The sequence below is a fragment of the Gemmatimonadota bacterium genome (assembly GCA_022560615.1).
Taxonomy (GTDB): domain Bacteria; phylum Gemmatimonadota; class Gemmatimonadetes; order Longimicrobiales; family Gaopeijiaceae; genus UBA1138.
This window is the reverse complement of the sequence record JADFSR010000014.1, coordinates 47,990-70,614: the sequence shown is the minus strand read 5'-3', so window position 1 is coordinate 70,614 and position 22,625 is coordinate 47,990. Positions and strand designations below refer to the sequence as shown.

Annotated in this window: 19 protein-coding genes and 1 pseudogene; 7 read left to right on the top strand and 13 right to left on the bottom strand. The window is 65.0% G+C overall.

Annotated features, from left to right (window positions below; translation table 11 throughout):
• Positions 1 to 11: 11 nt before the first annotated feature.
• Positions 12 to 488 (top strand): DUF2214 family protein, encoded by a 477-nt coding sequence (locus tag IIB36_10015; GenBank protein MCH7532075.1) that lies wholly within the window; start codon positions 12 to 14, stop codon positions 486 to 488.
• 28 nt (positions 489 to 516) lie between these two features.
• Here the strand turns inward: IIB36_10015 and IIB36_10010 are convergent, their stop codons facing one another.
• Positions 517 to 819 carry a hypothetical protein gene (locus tag IIB36_10010; protein MCH7532074.1) on the bottom strand — a complete coding sequence of 101 codons (303 nt, stop codon included), beginning with the start codon at positions 817 to 819 and terminating at the stop codon, positions 517 to 519.
• 3 nt (positions 820 to 822) lie between these two features.
• Here IIB36_10010 and IIB36_10005 point away from each other — a divergent pair, with 3 nt between their 5' ends.
• Complete coding sequence (locus tag IIB36_10005; protein ID MCH7532073.1) at positions 823 to 1,116, top strand: hypothetical protein; 294 nt, start codon at positions 823 to 825, stop codon at positions 1,114 to 1,116.
• A 300-nt stretch (positions 1,117 to 1,416) separates the two neighbouring features.
• Here IIB36_10005 and IIB36_10000 read toward each other — a convergent pair whose 3' ends face one another.
• From IIB36_10000 to IIB36_09965, 8 genes and pseudogenes are all read right to left on the bottom strand, one after another.
• Positions 1,417 to 1,905, bottom strand: a complete 489-nt coding sequence (locus IIB36_10000; GenBank protein ID MCH7532072.1) for a hypothetical protein — start codon at positions 1,903 to 1,905, stop codon at positions 1,417 to 1,419.
• Between the two features lie 58 nt (positions 1,906 to 1,963).
• Positions 1,964 to 2,131, bottom strand: coding sequence for a DUF2339 domain-containing protein (locus IIB36_09995; protein ID MCH7532071.1), 168 nt, complete (start codon positions 2,129 to 2,131; stop codon positions 1,964 to 1,966).
• 295 nt (positions 2,132 to 2,426) lie between these two features.
• On the bottom strand, positions 2,427 to 3,590 hold the full coding sequence (locus IIB36_09990) for a beta-lactamase family protein (GenBank protein MCH7532070.1): 1,164 nt from the start codon (positions 3,588 to 3,590) through the stop codon (positions 2,427 to 2,429).
• Complete coding sequence (gene asd / locus IIB36_09985; GenBank protein ID MCH7532069.1) at positions 3,587 to 4,672, bottom strand: aspartate-semialdehyde dehydrogenase; 1,086 nt, start codon at positions 4,670 to 4,672, stop codon at positions 3,587 to 3,589. Before asd ends, IIB36_09990 begins: the two co-directional genes overlap by 4 nt.
• 351 nt (positions 4,673 to 5,023) lie before the next feature.
• Entirely contained in the window at positions 5,024 to 7,480 is a 2,457-nt protein-coding gene (gene thrA, locus IIB36_09980) for a bifunctional aspartate kinase/homoserine dehydrogenase I (protein ID MCH7532068.1), read from the bottom strand.
• A gap of 8 nt (positions 7,481 to 7,488) precedes the next feature.
• Positions 7,489 to 7,632, bottom strand: a pseudogene (locus tag IIB36_09975) (YdeI/OmpD-associated family protein).
• 74 nt (positions 7,633 to 7,706) lie between these two features.
• A complete protein-coding gene (locus tag IIB36_09970) occupies positions 7,707 to 8,960 on the bottom strand; it encodes a beta-lactamase family protein (GenBank protein ID MCH7532067.1) in 1,254 nt (417 codons plus the stop codon).
• Positions 8,950 to 10,203, bottom strand: a complete 1,254-nt coding sequence (locus IIB36_09965) for a beta-lactamase family protein (GenBank protein ID MCH7532066.1) — start codon at positions 10,201 to 10,203, stop codon at positions 8,950 to 8,952. The genes IIB36_09970 and IIB36_09965 overlap by 11 nt, the downstream gene beginning before the upstream one ends.
• Before the next feature lie 158 nt (positions 10,204 to 10,361).
• Between IIB36_09965 and IIB36_09960 the strand changes: the two genes are divergently transcribed.
• The 5 genes from IIB36_09960 to IIB36_09940 all read left to right on the top strand — a co-directional run bounded on the left by IIB36_09960 (position 10,362) and on the right by IIB36_09940 (position 17,556).
• Positions 10,362 to 10,502, top strand: coding sequence for a hypothetical protein (locus tag IIB36_09960; GenBank protein MCH7532065.1), 141 nt, complete (start codon positions 10,362 to 10,364; stop codon positions 10,500 to 10,502).
• A gap of 69 nt (positions 10,503 to 10,571) precedes the next feature.
• Positions 10,572 to 11,594, top strand: a complete 1,023-nt coding sequence (locus IIB36_09955) for a hypothetical protein (protein ID MCH7532064.1) — start codon at positions 10,572 to 10,574, stop codon at positions 11,592 to 11,594.
• A gap of 62 nt (positions 11,595 to 11,656) precedes the next feature.
• On the top strand, positions 11,657 to 16,417 hold the full coding sequence (locus tag IIB36_09950) for a tetratricopeptide repeat protein (GenBank protein ID MCH7532063.1): 4,761 nt from the start codon (positions 11,657 to 11,659) through the stop codon (positions 16,415 to 16,417).
• A 20-nt stretch (positions 16,418 to 16,437) separates the two neighbouring features.
• Positions 16,438 to 16,704, top strand: coding sequence for a DUF4242 domain-containing protein (locus IIB36_09945; GenBank protein ID MCH7532062.1), 267 nt, complete (start codon positions 16,438 to 16,440; stop codon positions 16,702 to 16,704).
• A 177-nt stretch (positions 16,705 to 16,881) separates the two neighbouring features.
• Positions 16,882 to 17,556 (top strand): YceI family protein, encoded by a 675-nt coding sequence (locus tag IIB36_09940; protein ID MCH7532061.1) that lies wholly within the window; start codon positions 16,882 to 16,884, stop codon positions 17,554 to 17,556.
• 417 nt (positions 17,557 to 17,973) lie between these two features.
• On the opposite strand, the gene IIB36_09935 is transcribed toward IIB36_09940, so the two are convergent.
• The 4 genes from IIB36_09935 to queG all read right to left on the bottom strand — a co-directional run bounded on the left by IIB36_09935 (position 17,974) and on the right by queG (position 22,312).
• The gene (locus tag IIB36_09935; GenBank protein ID MCH7532060.1) at positions 17,974 to 19,212 is read right to left on the bottom strand and encodes a type II toxin-antitoxin system HipA family toxin; all 1,239 of its coding nucleotides are present in this window, start codon (positions 19,210 to 19,212) and stop codon (positions 17,974 to 17,976) included.
• On the bottom strand, positions 19,209 to 19,460 hold the full coding sequence (locus IIB36_09930) for a helix-turn-helix transcriptional regulator (GenBank protein ID MCH7532059.1): 252 nt from the start codon (positions 19,458 to 19,460) through the stop codon (positions 19,209 to 19,211). The genes IIB36_09935 and IIB36_09930 overlap by 4 nt, the downstream gene beginning before the upstream one ends.
• A 234-nt stretch (positions 19,461 to 19,694) precedes the next feature.
• Positions 19,695 to 20,273 (bottom strand): transposase, encoded by a 579-nt coding sequence (locus tag IIB36_09925; protein ID MCH7532058.1) that lies wholly within the window; start codon positions 20,271 to 20,273, stop codon positions 19,695 to 19,697.
• Positions 20,274 to 21,100: 827 nt separating this feature from the next.
• Entirely contained in the window at positions 21,101 to 22,312 is a 1,212-nt protein-coding gene (queG, locus tag IIB36_09920; protein ID MCH7532057.1) for a tRNA epoxyqueuosine(34) reductase QueG, read from the bottom strand.
• Positions 22,313 to 22,625 lie beyond the last annotated feature (313 nt).

Genomic DNA, 22,625 nt, shown 5'->3' with positions numbered 1-22,625 from the left:
CCTCCGATCTCATGCTACTACCTTTCTTCGAGTGGTTGGACACCCTCCGGGTCGGCGACTGGATCAGTAGTTCATCATATGCTGCGCCGTGGATCAACGTGTTCCACTTGCTGGCGCTGGTCATCCTGTTCGGCTCGCTGCTCATCGTCGACGTGCGACTGCTCGGCCGCGGGATGACGCAGCAGCCGGTAGCGAGAGTCGCGCGAGATGCGCGTCCGTGGCTGATCGGAGCACTCATCTGCATGCTGCTCACCGGCATTCCGCAGGTCCTGTCCCTCCCCATCAGAGAGTATCACAGCCCGTTCTTCTGGATGAAGATGCGGCTCCTTCTGGTCGCGTTGATCTTCACCTTCACGCTCCGACACAAGGTGACCATGGCGGACGAGGCGAGGGTGGGGCCGGTCTGGGGCAAGGTCGTGGGGCTCGTGTCCATCGGCCTCTGGACGTTGGTAGCCGTGGAAGGGCGCCTGATCGGACTGCTCTCGTAACGGGTGCTCGCGGTCTCGTACCTCGTCACTACTCCAGTCCGAACGCGAGCGGCACGTTGCCGCGCCGGCCGCCACGGCTCCCGTACCCGGAATTGACGAAGACCATGCCCCCGGCGATGGCCGGACCCGGTCCGAGAATCGAGGCCCTGACTCCCGGAATGCCGTTCACCGTCTCGAAATCGCGGTTGGTGTCGTACTCCCAGAGGAGCGCTCCGTCGGTCGTCGAGAACGCGCGGAAGCCGCCCGTCGTTCGAGTCCGAGAAGACGGCACCCGGCTCACGGCCGCAGCCTGCGCGGCGTCGCAGCCACGCCCGACGCGATGGCGCGTCACGGTTTGGTCGCGGTCAAGGGAGAAGCCAGAGTCAGGGGTGATCTCGGGGATGCTCACGGCGCGACGCCCGCGTATGTTACGGAGAACACATGCCGGGAGGGATCTGTGGAGGACAGCGGCCTCAACGAGTCCGAGGGGGAGGGGGCGAAGGGCGAACTCGCGGGGAAGGCGGGAGACAGACCCTTCAGCCGCCTCGCTCTGGTGTTCGGAGTAGGCTTCGCGGGCATTTTTATCGCATGGACGATCATGCGGACGCTCTCGGAGGGATTCGGCTGGCCGTATTATGGCTGGCCGTAGTTCACGCTCGTCACCATGACCTGAGCCGTCCAATCCACGTTGATCCACCGAGCGACGGGTAGACGCTAGGTTAGTTGGTAGCGGATGCAGGTGCCCCCGCGGTGATCTTGCCGAGGATCGCCTGCATAGTCGAGCGCCTCAGCAACGTTCGTCGCGCTCCGTACCGGTTCGTCCCCAGAAAGATGGTGAGCACGTGCGTGGATTCCACGAACGGCCACACTTAGAGCGACTCGACCAGGCTGACGCTCCAGCCCGTATTGCCCATCCATTCGAGGAAAGGCAGGATCACGAGAGGGGTCGCTAATTCCCCGGTAGTTCGCTGGGCGGAAGCGTCTCGAGCGCGTACGCGGCGTGGCAGCTGCTGCAAACGGCGTAGACCTCGGCACCCGCGTCGAACACGGCAAGAATATTTTGCGCCTCCGCAGCCGCGATGGCTACCCGTCCTACCTGGACCATCGCCAGTGACATGCCGCGCCAAGCCGCTTCGTCCGCGCCGCGACCCTTCATCATCATCAGGTTGCCGGACTCGGCGATGACGTACGCGGCGTTTCGCACCAACTCCCACTCCTCGTCCGTGCTCGGAGCGATCTCGAGCGTGCCGTTCTCGTCGATGATCCACCCCACCGCATCCCAATAGAAGTCGGCGGCAGGCTCCAAGACCGTGTTCATCAACTGCCCGACGTCGGCCACCAGCTCGAACGGAACTGCGTCGGCCGAGTCGGCGGCGTCGGCCGAGCAGGCGGCCAGAACGAGTGGTACGACCAGCCAGATCTGTCGTGTCGTTTTCATTGCGCGCCAAGCTAGTCGGAATGCGGCGATCACGCACTATCTGGCACAGACTCTCCCCCTAGAGCCAATCCTTGAGCTCCTCTGAGTATCGCGAGTAGAGCCAACCAGTTCCCAACAGGCAGAGCCCGAGCACCAAGAACGCCGCCGTCTGTGCGGTGTCCGAAAGCCCACGGGTATCCACGACGAAAACCCTGAGCAGACAGGCGCCCAGTACGACGAGCGCCACGCGACGATGTCGGGCCGACTTGAGGGACGCTGCCGACTCCAAACAAGCTCCGTTGGTCTACTCGCTCGGCAGCCTCACGAAGAAGCCCGCTACCAGGTGGTCGTCCGATCCAGAGGTAGCGATTCCCCCAGGGCCGTGTGACCGGCCCCTCGAGGTCGATCGAGCCGGCCAGCCGTTCGGCCCAGGCATCGACCGAATCGACCCGGATCTGGAGTTCGATCTTGTCATTCGCGGCCCGCTCACCAAACGCGGGCTGGTGCTTCGGATGGCCCACGTCCCAGTGACAGGATCCGGGTCATCCCCCCTCGATCGAACGATTGATCAGGCGGCGAAAGTCGCTCACCGAGGGACGCCCGCGAGGGGTCTGAGTGAAAACCAGGCCAATGATCTCGCGCTCGGGATCGATCCACGCGTCTGTTCCGTCGGAGCCGCCGTGACTGTACGTGCCATCGGTGATGCGCCAGCCATACCCGTAGCCCCCTCCGCCGGAGGTCCCGATTTTGGATGTCGTCATGAGTTCCACCGTCTCCGGCTGGAGGATCCGTACGCCGTCGTAGATGCCGCCGTTCAAGAACATCTGCGCGAAGACGGCATAGTCCCAGGCGGTGGAGATCATGCCACCCGAAGCCCTCGCGAACGGGTACGCCACCGGACCGCCGGGAGTCCCGCCAGGCTCCCACTGGCCGTCGGCGCCCCGCCGATAGTAGGCCGCTCCCATCCGGTCGAGCTTCCCCTCGAGTTGGTGACCCGCTCGGTGGTTGTAGCTGTCCACCATGTCGAGCGGTTCGTAGATCGCGGCCTCGAGATAGGCCTCGAGCAACTCGCCCGAGGCGAGCTCAACCAGCGCCCCCAAGGTGTTGTAGCCCGGGTTGCTGTAGCTGTAGCTCTCACCCGGGGGGGCGGCTGCGCCGACGGACCCGAAGCGGGCCGCCTCTCGCTGAAGCGTGGAGTTCTCCGCCAACGGCTTGAGGAACAGGCTGCTGATGCGCAGACCGGCGGCGTGGGAGAGGAGCTGCCCGATCGTGATGGAGCCCGCCTGGTGATTGTCCCACTCCGGGATGTACTCGCTCACCGCGTCGGCGTAGTCGAGTGCGTCCTGCTCCACCAGCTGCGCGATCGCGGTGGCCACCACTGGCTTGGTGTTGGAAGCCATGCGGAACATGGTATTCCGCTCCATGGGGAGGCGCTCTTCCTTGTCTCTCCACCCCATTGCTTCATGCAGCACCACCCGCCCCTTGCGGGCGACCAAGATCACGGCGCCCACGAGCTCCCCGCGCTGGACAGCTTCCTGGTACATCTCCACGGCCGCGGCCAAACCCGCCGATGACATGCCGACATCTTCAGGCTCGCCATACGAGAGCGTGCGGACCTGCTGGCCGGCGAGGGTCGGTGGGAAGAATCCCACCGCTACGATTGTGGCGATCGCGACTCGCACCGCGATGGGTGTGGTCACTTTCATAGCGATCCTCCTTTGAAGTCACGAAGACCCTCCACCGCGCGCCGCGCCACCGCCAGCTCAGCACACAGCAGCGCACCGCCCGCCGCTCCACGGACCGTGTTGTGCGAAGTCGTCACGAACTTCCAGTCGAGCAACGCGCAAGGGCGAAGCCTTCCGACCGCCACCGCCATGCCATTGCCGAGATCTCGATGCATCCGGGGCTGAGGCTGATCGGGCTCATCGACGTAGACGACGGGACGCGAAGGAGCGGACGGGAGTCCCAGCGCGGTCGGCTCGCCTCGGAACGAATCCCACGCGTCGATGATCGCCTCGGCGCTGACCGCGCGACCGAGCTCGACCGAAATACACAGCGTGTGGCCGTCCACGACAGGCACCCGGTTGCACTGGGCGCTCACGGTCAGCGGCGCCGGCGCGACGAGCCCGTCCGCCAGCTCACCGAGAATCTTCAGAGGCTCGGTCTCCAGCTTCTCTTCTTCACCGGAGATGAAAGGGACGACGTTGTCCACGATCTGGAGGCCGGCGACACCTGGAATGCCGGCGCCAGAAATCGCTTGCAGCGTGACCACGTTCACGCGTTCTACGCCGAACGCCTGGTGAAGCGGCGCAAGCGCGAGCACCATGCCGATCGTAGAGCAGTTCGGGTTGGTGATGATCGCTCCACCTCCGAACGACTGGCGCGCCACCAGATCCAGATGATCCGGGTTGACCTCGGGCACGAGCAACGGCACGTCCGGATCCATGCGGTGGTTCCGGGCGTTCGACACCACCACGTGACCCCGCTCCGCGTACTCCGTCTCGACCGACCCGGCAACCGACGCGTCGAGCGCGGAGAAGAGCAGCCGCTCCTCCAGCGCCGGACCCGTCGCGCGCACCTCCATGCCCGCGACTTCCTCAGGGATCGGCGTCGGAAGGACCCAGCGTGCCACTTCCCCGTAGACACGCCCGGCGGATCGCTCCGAGGCCGTTACCGAGCCCAATCGGAACCACGGGTGCCCGTCGAGCAACGCCAGCATCCGCTGTCCTACGCTGCCAGTGGCGCCCAGCACCGCTACCGGGATTCGCCCCGTCAGTGGCATCACCATTCGACCTAGAAGGCTGTTGAAGAAGTACAGCGGGCCGCCACCCGTGCTAACGCACGGGTACCCGGGATGCCACGGCCCCATATCCTAGGCGGAGCTGCGACGCCATAGCCGTCGCTACGGCTAGGAGCTCCAACGACGGAGATGGGGCCGTGCCACCCCAACCCACAGAGACGTACGATCGTATCAGCCATAGTGTTGGGCACATGGCGGTTGCGCGGTTGATCCATCGTCTCTCCTCGTCGGACCACCGCCTTCGGCGGCGGTGCCCGCTCGGCTACGACTCCTCGTCGTTCCTTGCCTGAACCGCGCAAGCGCCATGTGCGCGGCCCACTGTACTTCTTCAACAGCCTTCTACTTCGTGAACTCTCTAACCGCTGCCAGAATATCGGCAAGGACACCCGCCGCCGTGACCTCCGGACCCGCGCCGGCACCCCTGACCACAACGGGAGTCGGATACCGCGCCGTGCGGATGATAACGACGTTGTCCGTGCCCCGGAGCCCGAAGCAGGGGTGCTCGGGGCCGACAGCGGTAAGACCAACCGTCGCGCCTTCCCGTGAGACCGAGCCCAGGAAGCAGAGGTGTCGTCCTTGCTCGATCGCACTGGCCCGCCGCTGAGCGATGGTCTCGTCGACCCCCCGCGTCTTCGCCATGAACGCGTCGATACCACCGTCCTGCCATCCGTCTCCGGGCAGGAGCAACTCCACGCTGACGTCCGTGGGCTCGATGACCATGCCTGCGACCCGCGCGACGATGAGTAGCTTTCTGACCACGTCCTGCCCGGACAGATCTTCCCTGGGATCGGGCTCGGTGTACCCGCGCGCGCGAGCTTCGGCAAGCGCCTCGCTGAAGCTCTGTCCCGCCATGACCTCGCCGAGCACGAAGCCGAGCGTGCCCGAGAACACACCCTCCACCGACACGATCTCGTCACCTGTCGCCACGAGGTCGCTGATGGTGCGTAGGACAGGGAGCCCGGCGCCGACAGTCGTCTCGAAGTAGGCACGCACACCGCCCGCTGCCGGATTCGTGAGCGCCCGATAACGAGCCATCGAACCGGAGAAGGCGCGCTTGTTAGCTGCGACGACGGCGGCCCCCGAGGCCAAGAGCTCCTCATACCGCGCGGAGACCTCTTCGCTGGCGGTGCAGTCCACGAAGATCCTGGGGCCCCTGGTGGGCTCGAGCGCCTGTTCGATGACGGCGTCGGCCGGGCGGTCGCTCCCTTCCAACTGCCGCTGCCAGTCGGCGATCGGGACTCCGCTCCCGTCGAGTAGGCCACGCCGGCTGCTCGCGACCCCGACCAAGCGAAGCACCGTCCCCCCTCGCTTGTCACACCTATCCGCCATCTCTTCGATCTGGGTCAGGAGTGCTGCGCCCACGTTGCCCACGCCAGCCAGAAAAACCCGCGCGGTCGACGCACGCGGCTGGAAGAAGGCGTCGTGAAGCGCCTGGAGCGCCCGGACCTCGTCAGACTTCGCCACGACGACCGAGATGTTGAGCTCCGAGGAGCCCTGCGCGATCGCGTGAACGTTGACTCCACACTCACCCAGCACGGAGAAGAGCCGGCCTGCGATACCCGGGGTGTCACGCATTGCTTCGCCGACGGCGGCGATGATCGAGAGATCTTCCTCGACGATGAGATCTTCGATGATGCCAACGGTCCGCTCCAGACTGAACTCGTCCTCCACGCTCTTACGTGCGCGCGCGACCGAGGCCGGGGACACCGCGAAGCAGATCGAGTGTTCGCTCGACGCCTGGCTGATGAGGATGACGCTTATCTCGTCGCGGGCCAGAGCCTGGAAGAGCCGTGCGGCCACGCCGGGCACGCCCACCATCCCGTCCCCCTCCAGGCGTAGCAGCGCGACGTCGTTGATCGATGAGATCCCGCGCACCGGTCCTGCCGTCGCTGCCGCCGCATCCTCGCCAACATGGGTGCCGTCGAACTCGACGTTGAACGTGTTGCGGATGACGAGGGGGATCCGCCGCTCCCGGGCCGGATGAACCGACGGCGGAAAGACGACCTTGGCCCCGAAGTGCGACAGCTCCATGAGTTCCTCGTACGACAGCTCCGCCAAGGGGAATGCCTGCGGCACGAGCCTGGGATCGGCGCTCATCACGCCGTCGACGTCGGTCCATATCTCGAGGCGGTCCGCGGACAGGTCGGCTCCCAAAAGAGCGGCGGTGTAGTCCGAGCCGCCCCTGCCCAATGTCGTGGTCTCGCCATCGGGGCTGGAGGCGATGAAGCCCGTGACTACTTGCATCGTGTCGGTCGCGGCGAAGTGCCCTCGCACGCGTTCGGCGGTCGCTTCCCGATCGACCCGGGCGCTTCCGAAGGCATCGTCAGTGACGATGAGAGCGCGGGCGTCACACGCCTCGGCGTCCATCCCCGACTTCCGTAGCGTGGCGGCGAGCAGCGCTGAGGAGACCAGCTCTCCGAACGCCAGTACCGCGTCGAGCGTACGCGCGGTGCACTCGCGCACGAGCGAGATCCCGTGGAGCCTGTCCTCGAGCTCCTCGGCCCAGGCCCGGTACGCGGCCTGCACTCGCTCGCGGTCTTGCTCGGCCACCAGCGACGCCAGCAACTCGTCGTGCGAAGCGATGACGCGATCGAGCACGGCCAGATAGGCTTCGTCCCCCTGCGCAGCAAGCGCCGAGGCGTCGGTCAGGTCGTTCGTCACGCCACCCACGGCGGAGACGACAACCACGACGCGGGCGTCTTCGTTTGCCCGTGTCACGATCTGGCCCACGCGTCCGATGCGCTCAGCCGAAGCGAGCGACGTGCCGCCGAACTTGAGTACGTGTAAGGGAGTCACACTGCCCCTCAGACCGGCTTCCGGCGATTCCGGAGCAGCGTCATCGCCCAGTTGAGCCTCCCGAGCCTCGTCTCTTCCTTCTTGGCCTCTCGGATCGAACCGGCCATCTCCTTCCGATGCGTGAATGAAAGGCTGTCGAAGAACTCACTCGCCCACCCCCTCGACCCTCCTCGATGACGCCGTCGAAGACCTGGTCAGCCATGACTGTGCCGTGCGTGCCGGCCCCTCAGCCGATCAACGCCTGGTAGACCAGCTTCTTGAATTGGTTGCGGAAGGCAATATCACGGCTCGGGCGGATCTGAATCATGAAGACGCCGATCAACTCCTCCACCGGATCCACCCAGAACGAGGTCCCGGCTACTCCAAACCAGTAGAATTCGCCCACCGACCCCGACATCCCGTCGAGACCCGCCTGCTTCCTCACCGTGAAGCCGAGACCGAAGCCCCAACCCGGGGAGAGCCAGCTGGTCGGCACGTCGCCGAGATGGTCGACCGTCATCAGCTCGATCGTCTTGCGGCCCAGGATCCGAACGCCCTCCAACTCGCCACCGTTGAGGAGCATCTGCGCGAAGCGCAGGTAGTCCGCCGCCGTACCCGCGAGGCCACCCCCACCGGAGAACATCGTGACCGCCTCCGTATACCCGGTCGTATCACCCAGCGCCAACGAGCGCTCTGGGCCGGTGTGCCCGTACAGGCGGCTCAAGCGGTCGCGCTTCGAGGCCGGCACGAAAAAGCCGGTGTCCACCATGCCGAGAGGCTCGAAGATGCGCTCCCGGAGGAAGACGTCGAACGGCTGACCTGACACGACCTCCACCAGCCGACCGAGCACGTCTGCCGACACGCTGTAGTTCCACTGGGTACCGGGCTGATAGACGAGCGGGATCTGGCTCAACTCGGTCACCATGTCCGCGATCGTTGCCTGGCCCAGGACGTTCTGGCGCCGGTAGAGTTGGTCGACCGCCGTGTTCGAGAAGATCCCGTAACTGAGTCCCGACGTGTGTCGCAGAAGGTCCTGGATCGTGACGGCGCGGCGCGCGCGCTCGGTGGGGATGTCGTCGGGGGACGGCTGTCCGGCGAGCTGCGCCACACGGAGCTGAGAGAGCTCGGGGATGAACCGACCGATCGGGTCGGACAAGAAAAAGTGCCCTTCTTCGTGCAGCATCATGACCGCCACGCTCGTGATCGGCTTGGTCATCGAGAAGATGCGGAAGATGTCGTCCACCTCGAGGGCGTCTCCAGCCGCCATGTCGCGGCTACCCCACTGGTCGACGTACACGAGTCGACCCCGCCTCGCCACCATGCCGATCGCGCCCGCGATGCGACCGTCGTCCACATAACCTTGGAAGACCTCACCGATTCGCTGCAAGCGCACCGACGATAGGCCGACTTCTTCGGGCTCGGCGACCGGCAAGGGCTGTCCCGCCAGAGGAGCGGCGAGGAGAGTGCAGAGTCCGAGAGCGAGCGTCGCTTTACGAACCATCGGAAGCCTCGTCCTGAATCGCCTGGCGGACCAACGCCCGAATCCGTTGCCTCAACCTTCCCGGGTTCGCCGGCGAGCTCTGCCACATCGTGACCACGATCGTCTCGGTACTGGGATCGACCCAAAACTCGGTTCCGGCGCTCCCGTCCCAGCGGTACTCGCCGGCGTGTGCGCCCTCTTCGGCCGCCTCGGCATCGACGACGATGCTCACGTTGGCGAGCGCCCAGCCCGAGCCGCCCCGGCGAGTCGCCAGGATCGATTCGCTCAATCCGTTCCGGGTCATGCGTGCCACTGTGGACTCACGGAGAATGCGCACACCGTCCAGCGTTCCGCCGCTCAGAAGCATCTGCGCCAAGCGCAGGAAGTCCGGCACGGTCGAGACTAGGCCGACAGCTCCCTCGAGCAGCGCGGGCGACTCGGTGAACGGGACCTCCTCGATGCGATGCGGGCTCAGGGGCGTACCCTCGGAGGACGCGTAGACGGCGGTGAACCTGCCGCGCTGCTCGGGCGTGACCCAGAAGCGCGTGTCGACCATGCCCAGGGGCTCGAAGACACGCTCTTCGAGGAAGACGTCGAACGGCTGCCCAGACCAAATCTCGACGAGACGTCCCAGCACCGTCGGAGAGGCGCTGTAGCGGAAGCGGATACCGGGATCGTCCCTCAATGGCACCCGCACGATGTTGTCGACGAACTCAGGAAGCGTGATGGCGCGGGAGCGTACACCGGCTTCCCGGTACTCCCTGGAAGAGCGATGACTCAGGCCGGCTGTGTGCAGGAACAGATCCTCGACCCTGATCGGACGAGAGGGAGCGCGGGTCGACCCATCTTCTTTCAGCACGACGACCTCGCCGAACTGTGGCAGGAAGTCCGACACCGGGTCGGAGAGATCGAACCGCCCCTCCTCGAGGAGGATCATCGCGGCGATCGCCGTCACCGCCTTGGTCATCGAGTAGATACGAAAGAGAGACCGCTCCGTCATCGGGGCACCGGTCTCGAGGTCCTGAACGCCGACCGACTCCAGGTACGCGAGCCGACCCCGCCGCGCGACGGCTACTACTGCTCCGGCGATCCGCTGTGCGGCGACGAATTCCTCGAGTAGATCGGTCACTTGATCGAGCCGTGGCGCGGCGAGACCGACGGCTTCGGGGGCCACGCGCGGGAGCGGCTCTTGGGCGTCGACAGCCACAGTCGCCATCAAGAGGCACAGCAACGGCCACACGCCTCGGCTTTCCTTCAGTATCACGCCTTACGCTCCTTCTGCTCGGGGCACCTCCTGCCAACTGCTCGGGCACTTCCTGCGAACGTACGAGTGGCTTGACGGGGAGTCCAACGAGCTGGCTGCCTCATTTCGTTGGTGCTTGAGTGCCAAGGACCCGCATCACAGCCTGCGACGTTCACAACGTGGCAGCGAAGAACCAGGCCTTCCTGGATCTGGAGATCGTGCGCGAGGACGAGGGAAGGATGCCCGCGCCGGGCCCGCTATGGACGGACGACTTCAGCAGCCTCTTCGGGATCGTGGAGGTCAACGACTGGCGCGCCTGAAACAGCCACGTTTCCTTTCTGGGCTACCACCTCTGAGGAAGATCCGTGGGAATAAATAGGCAGGAGCCTGTGGCGGATCGGCGACGTGGATTCGTGCTCGCTTTCGTCGTCATGATGCTGTTTGCCATCTCGGTGGCGGGGGCGACCGGGTACCTGGTCGTCAGAAGCGAGTTCATGATGGCCAAGTACAGTGCGCAGAGCGCCGAGGCGCTCGCGGTCGCGCGGGCCGGCCTCCATCGCTTCGTCGCCGAGCAGTTTGGTGTTGTGGGCGACTCGGTATTGTACGCGATCGGCGATGGCATCGTGACCATCACGTCGCGGAAACTGATGGAACAGGACTCGATCACTCACCTCTACTACATCCGCTCCGAAGCCCAAGTCAGCGATGTGTTCTCCACGGATATCCCCGCCACGAGGGTGGTCGCAGCGTACGCTATCCACCACGTGCGTCCCCTCGCCCACCACGCCGCGCTGGTCGTTACCATACCCACGCTCGATTTCGGCGTAGGCGGCACGGACGTGCACGGGGTTGACTCCTCGACCGCCGGCGACTGCCCCGGCGGGGGCGCCTCCTCGATCACCGGGGCGATCGCGCTCGAGGACGTGACGGGCGGCAATCTGGAGGGCAGTCCCACGGAAGAGGCCTGGGGCACGTATCAGGCGATGTACGATTCGGTGGGGCTTCGCTGGGACGTCCTGTCCGACAGCAACTTCGTCGTCGACTTCCACCAGACCACGCCGCCCGACTTCGCAGCGCTTCCGGCGGACTCGTACCCGGTGACCCGCTACCCCGGGAGCAACACCTTCACCAGCGCTTGGAACGGCAGGGGCGTCCTCATCGTCACAGGGGCGTTCGGCGCGGACAACAGCTTCCGCTGGGAGGGTATCATCCTGGCGGGGGAGATCACACAATCGTCGAACGTGGACGGTCAAATCCGCGGGATGCTCGTCGGGGGACTGAACGGCCAAAATCCGGGGGGCACGCTCACTTGGGGCGCCGACAATTATTACTTCTCGTGCTACGTGTATAAGGCGAACGAGTCGCTGTCGTATCTGGAGCTCATCGAGAACACCGTCTTCGAAGTGAACTAGCGCGCTGGCCAGTCACGACCTGAGTCCTGAGTCGAGCGCCTCGGTTACAAGGGAGCTGTCGGATGCCTGACGGATCCATGAGCCAGCGGATTAGACGTTTCGCCGGGGAGCTGAAGCGGCGGCGTGTGGTTCGCGTGTTCCTGGCGTATGCGGCCATCGGATACGTGGTGGCCGAAGGGGCGGGCATCTTCTTCCCCGCGCTCGGTTTCGACGATTGGACGGTCAACCTCGTGGCCGTCCTCGTTGTCCTCGGCCTCCCCGTGGCGCTGACGCTGGCCTGGGCATTCGACGTGGTACCAGACCCGGGTGCCGATCATAGCGGAGCACAGGACGAAGCGATCGAGCCGGCGGAGGATGTTCGGGACCTCCCGAGTCCGGCTCAGGTGGCGTCACTCATCGAGCCGGCGCGTTCGGTTTCGGACCTCGAGGGCGAGACCGTTCTCCACTACGAGATCCTGGAGAAGCTGGGCGGGGGGGGGATGGGCGTCGTGTACAAGGCCCGGGACACCCGCCTGGGGAGGACGGTGGCGCTCAAGTTCCTGTCGGCCCACCTGCTCTCGGATCGTGAGGCCAGGGCGCGCTTTGTGGTGGAGGCGCAGGCCGCGGCGTCCCTCGACCACCCCAACCTCTGCACGATCCACGAGATCGGCGAGGCGGACGACGGCCGTATGCACATCGCCATGGCCTACTACGAGGGCGAAACGCTACAGCGGCGAATCGGCCGGGGCCAGATCGGCGTGGCAGACGCGCTCGGGATTACGGCCCAGATCAGCCGTGGGCTCGCGCGAGCCGCCGAGCAGGGCATCATCCACCGGGACATCAAACCGGGGAACGTGATGCTGACCGTGGACGGCACGGTCAAGATCGTCGACTTCGGGCTGGCCAAGATGATGGGCGGCGATCTGACGCGAACCGGAGCCCGCATGGGCACGGTGTCGTACATGAGCCCGGAGCAGACCCGCGGCGACACCGTGGACCAGCGCACCGACGTCTGGTCCATCGGGGTCGTGCTCTACGAGATGCTCTCAGGCAAGCGTCCGTTCCGGGGCGGCTCCGACCAGGCCATCATCCACTCGATCCTGCACGACACCCCCGTACCCCTCGACGAGGCGGTGCCGGGCCTGCCGCCCAGCGTGACCGCGCTGGTCGAACGCGCCATGCACAAGGATCCTGTACGACGATATCCCGACGCGGCGAGTCTGCTCAAGGACGTGGAGCGGCTGATCGCCGACCCGGAGAGCCGCAGTCCCATGGACTCGACGCCCAGCCTGCCACCCGAGGGGGAGCGGCGTCTCATCACCGTCCTCGCTTTCGCCATCAGCGGATTCGAGAGGCTTCTGGATACGCTCGAACCGGAGGCGGTCGATGAGGAGTTGGCGCAGCTTCGGGCCCGCGTGCAGGGCGTAGTCGAGGACTATGGGGGCGTGTTGAACGAGTTCTCCGAGGACCAGATGATCGCCTTGTTCGGCGTGCCGGTGACCCACGAGGACGACGCCTTACGAGCCGTTCGGGCAGCGCTGGAGATCACAAAAGCCCACGGCGTGGACAGAGGAATCGAATTGCGCTGTGCGGTGGGCTCGGGGAACGTGGCTATCCAGGCCACTGAAGCGGGCGAACGCCGCTATCGGGTCGGCGGCACTGTGGGAAGAGACGTTGCCCGCTTGGCCGCCGCCGCCGCCAGCGGCGAGATCCTGGTTTCCGCCGAGCTGTCCCGCACGGTGGTTCCGTTCGTGGATACGGAGGAACGAGCGCCGGTCACGCTGTCGTCGGACGGACCGCCTGTGACGCCGCTGGCCGTGCTCGGCGAATCCGAGGCCGACAGCCGCCTCGACGCATCGATGCCGGGCCGGCTGACGCGTTTCGTCGGGCGGAAGGACGAGCTCAGCACACTGATGCGGGCCCTCGAGGGCGCGAACTCGGGGGCGGGTCGCGTGGTCTCGGTACTCGGGGACGCCGGAGTGGGAAAGAGCCGACTCCTCCACGAGTTCCGAAGCTCGTTGGCTGACGACAGCATCCGCTACGTGCAGGGCCGCTGCCACGCCAACGGCAGCCTAACCCCGTTCCTCCCCTTCATCGAGTGTGTGAAGGCCATGCTCGGGACCGCCCGGTCCCAGGAGGAGCAGGCGCACGACCATGTCGTGGAGAGAACCCGGTCGCTGGCCTCCGAGCTCGAGATCTACATTCCCGTGCTCCTCCACCTACTGTCCATCGAGAGCGACGAGTACCGCCTGCCGGACTACCTGGCCGGCGAAGACCTGCGAGCGACAGTCGCCGAGGCGCTGGTCTCTCTGTTCACCCTGGGGTCTCGGGGCCAGCCGTTGGTGATGCTGCTCGAGGACTGGCACTGGTCCGACGGCGGATCCAGCGACGTGCTCGACCAGTTGGCTGAGATGGTGTCGGCGTACCCCCTGCTCGTGGTCGTCACGGCCCGACCGGAACTGGACGCGCAGCGCCCATCCCCCCGGGGCCAGATTCACCTGGACCTGGCGCCACTGGACCCGACGTCAGCGGTGGAGGTCATGCGGGCCTCGCTCGAGGGCGCGCGCGTGCCGGTGGAGCTCGCCGAACGCATCGGGGAGAAGACCGGCGGCAACCCGTTCTTCATCGAAGAGCTCTGCCACGCGTTCCTGGAGAGCGGAACCATCGTCGTGGAGGGTGGCGAGGCCCGCCTGGACGGGTCGCTCGATCGCCTGGCCATTCCCGACACCGTGCAGGCCGTGCTGAAGACGCGGCTGGATCGCCTCGATCCCGAAGCCAGGGAAGTACTCCGGAGCGCTTCGGTCATCGGCCGACAGTTCGGCCTCGAGCTCCTGGGCCGCATCGTACCTTCCCCCTCCCGCCTGGAGGGGGCGCTGAACGGGCTGAGGGCCGCAGGCCTGATCCAACGCACCAGCCTGGTGCCGGAGCCCACCTACCGCTTCAAGCACGCTCTCACGCTGGATGTGACCTACGACAGCCTACTGGAGCGCCAGCGCAAGGAACGGCACGCGCTGGTGGGCCAGGCGATGGAGACGATCTACGAGGATCGCCTGGATGAGTTCTCCGAGCGGCTCGCCAACCACTTCGCCGGCGCCGAGCATTGGGACCGCGCGGTGCGGTACGGATTTGTGGCTGCCGAGCGAGCGGCCAGCGTGTGGCGCATCGAAGCGGCCGTCGGCATGCTCGAGCGCATCCACGAGTGGGTCGAGCGTCGCGGAGGAGACGACTCCGAGCGCCGGGCGACCCTGGTCCGTCTTCTCCTGGATGAGGAGCGTCACCTCGAGACGCTGGGTCGCCGCAGTCGCCAGCAGGCCGTCATCGACGAGCTGTTGACGCTTGTTCCGGACGAGCCTACGGCCGAGCAGGCCACGGTCCTCGTTCGGCAGGGCGAGTTGTGCACGCTGATGGAGCGGCACGACGCGGCCGAGCAGGCCTTCGCGGCGGCCATCGAGGTCGCCGACGCCTGCCAGGCCGACGACGAGAGAGCTATGGCGCTCCGCGGCGTGGGTCACCGCTTCTGGCGCCTCGGCATGTACGACGAAGCCGTGGCTCCCCTGACCGAGGTCGTGGAGCACGACCGCCAGGGCGCGCACTCGGAGGTTCTGCTGCGCGACCTGATCAACCTGGGGCGGGTCCGTCGGGAGCAGGGTGATTGGGACGAGGCTCAGACCATAGGTGATGAGGTCCGTGCCCTGGCGGAGTCCACGGCGAACCCTATGAGCCGGCAGTACGCGTACAACTACATGGGCCATCTGTTTCGTGCGATGGGCCGAAGCGAGGAAGCGCTCGAGGCGTTCGCCCAGAGCATCGCGACCACGACCGAGGCCCACCTACACGTGTCGCAGTCCTTCAACCTCCTGGCCATGGCGGCGATCCATCTGGAGATCGGCCAAACCGAAGAGTCTCTAGCCGCTTACGAGGAAGGCATCCGCCTCTCGCGCCGCGCCAGCCGTGCGGACAATCTGGCCCACGCCTTGAGCCTCCAGGCCGACGCATTCATGACCACCGGAAGAGCCGATGATGCGGTGCCCGTCTACGAGGAGGCCGTGGCGATCCTGAGTCAGCTCGCCACCGACGGCACGCTGTCGGAAACCATGGGCAAGCTGGCGAAAGCATGCGAAGCCGCCGGACGGACCGACGCACCCGCCGCCTGGCGGCGGGTCAAGGAAGTGCGTGTCACGCTGGACGACCGGGCCGGGGCGTTGGAGGCCGCGGAGCATGAGGCACGGCTGCAGGCGGGAAACGCGGACACCGCACGCCAACTCCAGGAGGCCGCGCTGGACATGGCCACTGCGCTGGGAGACGCCGCCGCGGAGGCCCGGATTCGGAACGACCTGGCGATCCTCGCCTGGCGTGGCGGAGACCTCGAGGGCGCCAGCTCCCAGTACGAGGCAGCGGCAAAGCGCCTGCGAAGCGACGACGAACGGGACGGATTGGGCGTAGTGCTGAACGGGTGGGGCGCCGTACTCGCCAAGCTAGGCCACCACGCCGACGCCCGGTCCGTGCTTCTCGAGGCCCTGGAGGCCAACCAACGGGTGGAGGACGTGGCCCGGGAGGCAGACAGCCTGGCGGCCCTCGGCGCATCGTTTCGGGCGTCGGACGACTTGACGAGGGCATATGATTGGTACGATCAATGCCTTGAGAAGCGTCGGGCAGCCAACGACCGAGCGGGCGAGGGGTGGGCCCTTCACCGGTTGGCCGAGTTGTCCGTGGAGGCCGAAGCCCCCGAGCGGGCGGAAGCGTTCGCCGCCGAGGCCCTCACGATTGCCCGAGAGATCCACGACACCGAGCTCGAAGCCCTCTGCGGGGCAGACCCCAAGGGTCCTCACATCCTACCTGATTGACTACCAAGGAGCAGCAAAGCATGCCGCGCTACATCATCGAAAGGGAGGTGGGCGACATCAACCTCGAAGACTTGCCTGCCGTGGGCCGCAAGTCCAATGAAGTTCTGGACAGCATGGACGGCGTAGTCTGGATCCGGAGCTATATCTCAGAGGCCGAGGGCAAGATCTACTGCGAGTACGAGGCGCCTGACCCAGAGGCCGTGTACGAGCACGCCCGCCGGGCAGGTCTGCCCGCGAACAAGGTCTCGGAGATCGCCATGGTGATCGAGCCGTCCATGTTCCGATAGCCTCAGCTGTACCGGCGTATACCGTACCCATGTCGAACGACGTCACGCCGCACGCTGCGCAGCAGGCGACGAGGATACCACCATCGATAATGAGCGACGGTGCGCCGAGCGGCTATCCCCTTTCGGTGGGTGTCTAGTTCCGGCGGATACCGCTCTACCCAGCATGGATGATACCCGATGAATGCTCGCGTCGCCGCCGCCGTTTTTTGCCTCGCCGTGGCGGGGACGGGTCGCTCAGGCGCCCAGGAAGCGCCGCGATCGTACGTGGTTGACCGGGAGCGATCGTCGCTATTCCTGGTAACGCACAGGGCGGGGTTGCTCTCGTTCTTCGGCCATGAGCACGCCATCGTTCCCGGAGAATGGAGAGCAGAGATGTGCCTCGCTGAGCCAATCCCTCGGTCGGCCCACGGGAAGGTTGTAATACAGTCCAGATCCCTCGTGATCGATAGCGACTCCGCCCGCGCACTTGCCGGGCTCGGCGGCGGGCCCGGCGAGGACGACGTCTTGGAGATCCAGCGTAAGATGCTGGATGCCGAACACCTCGATGCCCAGGCGTACCCAGAGATCGTGCTCACGATCGATTCAGTCGCGTCAGACAGGGAAAGCAGCCTGGTTGGATACGGTCGATTCACGCTCCACGGCATCACTCGGGATGTCTCGGTGCCCATGCGAATCGAGTCGCCGAACGACGGGACAACACGGCTCAGCGGAGTCCTGAGGGTCCGCCAGCGGGACTTCGGCATCGAACCTGAGTCCACGGCTGGTCTCGTGAAGGTGTCCAACGATGTGGATCTGCACTTCCTACTTGTTGCGGTGCCAACCGATCAGCCATGTACGGACGGCGAACCATGATCAGCTTCGGCGATCGTGCACAGACACTCTTCCCGACAGACGGTGTGAGCGGCGCCTAACCAACGCTTGCCGCTGTCGCGGGATACGTTGTGGTACGCGCAACACGCCTCCGGCGCGTCGCAATTGGTAGTCGTGAAGGTCGCGCAGGAGAAGCCTTCCTCCCCCGACAACGACAAGAGTCGCTCCGCCAGTTCAACGAGTGACGGCCCATCGAGCTCCGACCTGGGAGAGTACGCCGGCTCTGAGGTCGGGACCGAGAACTTTCGTGTGAACGGACACACCTCCTGGCAGACCTGCCGGTATACCTGTTTTGAGATTCCGTTGCGGACGGGGCGCCGAACCGTCAGGAAGACAAGGGATGAGGCGCAAAGGAATCCCCCAATACAAGGCGGATGAGGGTATCGCGGTGCACGAGAGTCAACCCAGGAAGTCCAGTGTCCTCTTCACGCGGTGTTTGATGGTGTGTTCCACCTGCTGGCGCCTGGGGATCCGGCCGAGTCGATTTTGGAGCCTCGTGATTTCCTCATCAAGGACCCGGGGGATTCGGTCGGCCATCCTCTCAACGGTGCTCAGTACCAGTGACTTGCCGATCCCGATATCCGATGCCAATTGCACCCAGTTGTTCTTATCGACGGCCCCGGGGTCGAATTGCCCACCGACCGACATCGCCATCCGGTGGTCGAAGGGATAAGCTCCGGTGCAGACAAGATCGTAAAACGGGGCAAGTTCAGGCTGCCCCTCCGCCGTTCGTAGGATGGAGACGTTTTTCGCGTGCGCATCCGCGTTATGCACGAGGACATTAAAGGCGACCCAGTCCAGCAGCGTTGTGGCGGCGGTGAGTGGATCAGCGACCTCTCGTCTCACGAGGTCGAAAACCGTCTGTAGCGACGGGCCTCCTTCGCTTTCGTACTTGGTGTCGGGTGGAAGTCCGGTGGCCTGGCACAGGTCCTGTTGATGCAGCCGCAAAACCTGGCCGTCCGTTACCTCCCGGTCGTAGCGAGCCACGAGCAACACTCTGGTTTCACCCAGAGTGATGACCTCGTGGTCGACCACAGGCAATCCGACCGCCGCTGCCAGCGAGAGCATGAGCGCTTCGTTTTCTACGAGGCCTTTGTAGTCGGAGTTGGGTAGCTTCAGAACGTGCGTACTCGGTCGCCCGTCAAGGGGAACGGCCAGCCCATCATCCGTTTCGATCACCGCCAATTTGTTTTGGGCTCCGGCGAGTGAGAGGCGAATACGCTTCCCCGGAAGGAAGAGACCCGCGAACCCTGCCTTCGTCCCTAGCCGTTCACCGTCTTCTGCAGTGAGCCGGAGAAAGTCGGGGCCGGCGATGGCTTGCGGCTCCTCGTCGGGATCTGTGATCTCCAAGGAGCCGGCACAGTCGGCTCCGAACATTCTCAGGAAAGCGAAATCGTTTTCGGGTGAGATGCCCGCGCTTCCGGCGATGCGCTCCCGCGCCCCGGCTTCGGGCAGTAGGTTGCTGAAGAATGAAGTCTCGTGTGCCCCCTGGGCCAGAGGGAGGCTCGTCGCGAGGGCGAACCCGGGTTTCGCCAACCAGCTGTCGGCATATTCGAACAACAGGCCTCCGCTGCTCGTGCGGGTGATCGTCCCGACATCACGCCCGAAGTGGCGAACGACCAGGAGGCCGAGATTCATGATCGCTCATCCAACAGGTTGCCGCCGCTACGCGTGGCCAGGACCAGCGTCAGGCCGAAGCGGTCGAGGACCCTGAAGACGAGCCCGATTTCGGCAGTCGGCTTGCCCCGTTCGAGTTCAGAGAGGAAGCGCTCGCCGACACCGGCCAGGGCGGCCGCATCGACCTGCGATAATCCTCGAGATTTGCGGTAGGCACGCAGTAATCTTCCCAGGTCGGCTGTGTTTCGGATTTGGCCCTCAGTCGTCATGGCGCTCTTCCCGTACGGTAGGGCATTGGGGCTTTAACACCTCAAAGAACGAATTCATCCCGTACGGGAATATTGTATGTCTTCGCGCCCTTGTCCAGGGAAAGCGTCCCGTACGGGAGGTATTGTCAACTTGAGCCTGGCCGCTGCAGACTCCATCCATGAAAACGACTACCAACAACAGCGTTGTTGCATGGCTCGGAGCAGAGGACAGATCCCCCGTCCCCCGAGCGGGATTCACGCCACTCGGTAGCTGTCGGGCATCCCGAGACGGGTCATCGTGTTGAGAATCGCGCTCGCCAACCGTACCTCGACTCGTTGTCCGTCGAAGGTTCGGCTTCTGATACTTCGACCGATCATCGTCTTGTATCGGAAGACGGTATTCTCCACCAGGCTGCGCGTGCTGTAACCGGAGCGCGTGTGCCACTTGCGTCGACCGAGCTCCCGGATCGAGCGGATGTTGCGGTTCCTCTCCTTACTGTACTGTGCGGCTGAGGGCCTCGGATTCAGCTGAGCCTCGCGTCCAGGTGGAATGAGCACTCTCACAGCGTGGCCTTCACCCTTCACCTGGGCCGCCTCGTAAACGGCCGCCGCATCGTAGGCCCCGTCGGCCGAGACGGATGCTATCCGATCGTCGATCTGCTCGATGAGGACAGGCACCCGCGCACAATCGGCTGTCCGTCGGCCAGTCAGATCCGAGCCGACGATCTCACCGGTACGGGCATCAACCGCGAGGTGCAGCTTCCTCCAAGCCCTGTTCTTTGGCGGCTTCCGTAGATGCCCGACGTGAATCCTGAGCCCCGTACTGTCGATCAACAGGTGGATCGGTCGATCCGTGCCCAAGAATCCGCGCGGATCGAGTTTTCGCGGAGGACGGGTTCCCAGCCACCAGGGTCCCCAGGGGACTCTCACCCCCAAGTCACTTCCCGCTTGGCTTTCGCCGCACGGTTATATCGCCCGCTATACGGCGGGCCGCGCCATGCCTGGCGCACGCCGGTACGCCAAGCAAAAGAAAAAGGTTCCGTGGCTCGAATCGCTCTGTGTCTTCAGGCAAGGCCAGGACCTACCGCCTATAGTATTCCAGAGGAGCACCTCGATCCGGCAAGCTTTGCGCTCTTCGTGGAGTACGATTGCCAAGCCCACGAAGTGGGTGCCGATGAACTCGAAGAAGTATTGCGCGAGCTCATTGTATCCGAGCGCGCGAACCCTCAGTTCCGAGAGCAACTCCAGCGCGCCATCGAGTCTGACCAATACCGGACGTCAGCTGAGAAGCAGGCTCAAGACGCGCGGATCCATCACCAGAGTCTGGAGCGCCAGAGAAGCGCGATCGTCGATTCTGAGATCGATGCAGTGGTGGCCGGACGGAACCCAGAGCCATATCGCGAGAAGCTGTCATTGATCGAGACGCAACTGAGGGAAGCGAAAGCCGCCCTTGACGAGGCGAATCGGACACTCGCATCGCACAAGACCGCTTGGACACGAACGGAGGAGATCCTCGATGAAACGGCCGGCATCGATCAGATGTGGGATTCGCTGACGCTCGCAGAGAAGGGCGTTATCTACAAACACTGGGTCGTGGCAGTCTTCATAGCAGTTCGAAGAATCGAAGGCCGAAAGCGAGGCCATCCTCGTACCGCGATCGTCTACCTCGCCTCTGACCCGCTTGATCCACGCTTGGTCCCGCTCGGTGGGGACAGCGCGAATTCGATCTCTCCCCTAACCCAGTCGTCGGCCTCATCTGCTGCCCGCTCTGAGAGCAATGAGATCGCCTCGGGGGAGCCTACAGTCCCCAGTGCCCAAGCAGCGTGTCCGCGCACGAGCGAGGCCGGATCCACCAATGCCCTAGCGAGCACCGCTACCCCCGAAGGTGACCCCCAATTGCCCAACGCCACGCACACGTTGCGAAGCAGCCCCTTACGCCCGGCCCTGAGTACCGGAGAGCCCGCGAAAGCCCGACGGAATCCCCGCCCCGACAACGACAAGAGCCTCTCCGCCAACTCTACGAGCGGCGGTCCGTCGAACTCAGGTCTCGCAGAGTACGCGGGCTCCTCCGAGGGCACAGAAAATTTACGGCTGAATGGACAGACCTCCTGGCAGATGTCACACCCGTAAACGCGGTTCCCGATGTCGGGTCGCAACTCCGCGGGGATCGGGCCGCGGAGCTCGATGGTCAGATAGGAGATGCACCGCCTCGCGTCGATGATGGGCGCGCCGCTCTCGTCACGGCCCAGCAACGCGCCGGTCGGGCACGCGTCGAGGCACGCCTGACATGTCCCGCAACGATCCTCCACGAACGGCTCGTCCGGAGGCAACTCTAAGTCGAGCAGTAGCAGACCCACGAAGAAGTAGGAGCCTCGTTGCGGGTTGATGAGCATGGTGTTCTTGCCGAACCAGCCGAGGCCGGCGCGCTGCGCGAGGTCACGCTCCAGGATAGGGCCGGTGTCGACGTACGCTCGCGCCTGAAGCTTCGAATCGATCCTGGCGTCCAACCACCGAGCGAGCGAGATCAGCTTGTTCTTCACGACGTCGTGGTAGTCGTCCCCCCGCGCATAGCGGGCGATGACGGCGCGCGAAGCGTCCTCCGGCACCCCTGGTGGATCCTCGACGAAGTATTCGTGCGCGACGACGAGCACCGACCGCACGTCGTTCAGCGTGGAGTCGAGGTCGGCTCTGCGGGAGACCGCGTCCGCACGCGACAGGTACGCCATCTCTCCGTGTCGGCCCTCGTCGATCCAAGCCCGGTAGGCCGGCATATGCTCACTCGCGTCCACGGGTGCGATGCCGGCGAGCGAAAACCCCGAGGCAAGGGCGTGCTGCTTCAACTCGTCCGCAAGCTTCCGACGGTCGATCGTCACGCTGGCTTCACAGACCGACGTGAGTGCACTCCCCTCACTGGGGCACTCCGAGGGGGCTCGCACTGTGTACCGCCTTCCTTTCCCATTCGACGTTTTGACCGCGCTTCCATGATCGGAGGAAGATACATGCACCCACCAACGCCCCGAGTGGATAGAGGAACCCGTACTGTGGCGGTCCGCGCATCACGTGAGTGAAGCGAGCAACAGGAAGACCAACACTGCGATCCAGGGGAACGCAAACAGGAAGATGGTCATGCGCCGGGGGCAGAGGGGTCGTGGGCCGAAAGTCGTGTGCATGGCGGCGCGCGGAAAG